Here is an 812-nt window from a genome sequence, read left to right on the forward strand (position 1 = left end):
GCTAAAGGTAAACTTTGGCCACAAATACTAGCAGATGTCCTCGGAATCCCTGTTAAAGTACCCGTTGTAAAAGAAGCCGCTGCTTTAGGTACGGCAATTGCCGCTGGAGTTGGCGTAGGCATTTTTGAATCGATGGAAGAAACTGCCGAACAATTTGTACAGTGGGAAAACACATTTAAGCCAAACGCTGAAAATCATGAGCTTTATAAAGGATTCTATGAAACATGGAAAACAGTGTATGCTAGCCAACTTTCTTTAGCTGATAAAGGCCTCACATCACATATGTGGATTGCCCCAGGTGCGCTGTAACACATTACATAAAGGAGTGATTTCTATGCTTAAAGTGAATGAGGATGATTTCACCTATCGCTTCGGTGATAACGGGCCTAAATATTTAATACAAGGTCCAAATATCGATCTTGGCCTAGTCGTTATTCAGCCTGGGCAAGAGTTTCAAAATCACTATCATACAACGTGCGAAGAAGTCTTCTATGCGTTAGAAGGCGAAATAGATTTCTATGTGAATAACGAGAGAGTTCCGATCAAACAAGGTGATGTCTTGCAAGTTCGACCTCATGAATCTCATTATCTTATTAACCATTCCGATAAGCCTTTTAAAGCTGTTTTTATAAAGTCACCACATTTACCAAATAAAGATACTGTACAAACTGAAAATCCAACATTAACGAAGGAGTGATTCCTAATGACTTGGGGATTTAAAAATCGATTAAATACAATTTTACCTGACGGCAGAGCAGTTATGTTAGCGATAGATCACGGCTACTTTTTAGGACCGATTCACGGACTTGAAC

The 812-nt window shown here is 39.5% G+C and carries 2 protein-coding genes and 1 pseudogene; all 3 read left to right on the plus strand.

Going from position 1 to position 812, the window contains the following annotated elements:
• The coding region (locus AC1DTM_RS29565; protein ID WP_477001601.1) for an FGGY-family carbohydrate kinase at nt 1–309 on the plus strand (309 nt) is incomplete at its 5' end.
• A 25-nt stretch (nt 310–334) separates the two neighbouring features.
• Nucleotides 335–697, plus strand: coding sequence for a cupin domain-containing protein (locus AC1DTM_RS29570; RefSeq protein ID WP_000921867.1), 363 nt, complete (start codon nt 335–337; stop codon nt 695–697).
• A 6-nt stretch (nt 698–703) separates the two neighbouring features.
• Nucleotides 704–812: pseudogene (locus AC1DTM_RS29575) on the plus strand (3-hydroxy-5-phosphonooxypentane-2,4-dione thiolase); the annotation flags it as partial.

This window comes from Bacillus sp. P4_D3, assembly GCF_056401855.1.

What these genes read in the sequence shown, in the direction of transcription:
- AC1DTM_RS29570 (WP_000921867.1), top strand. Translation starts at nt 335, where the DNA reads ATGCTTAAAGTGAATGAGGATGATTTCACCTATCGCTTCGGTGATAAC.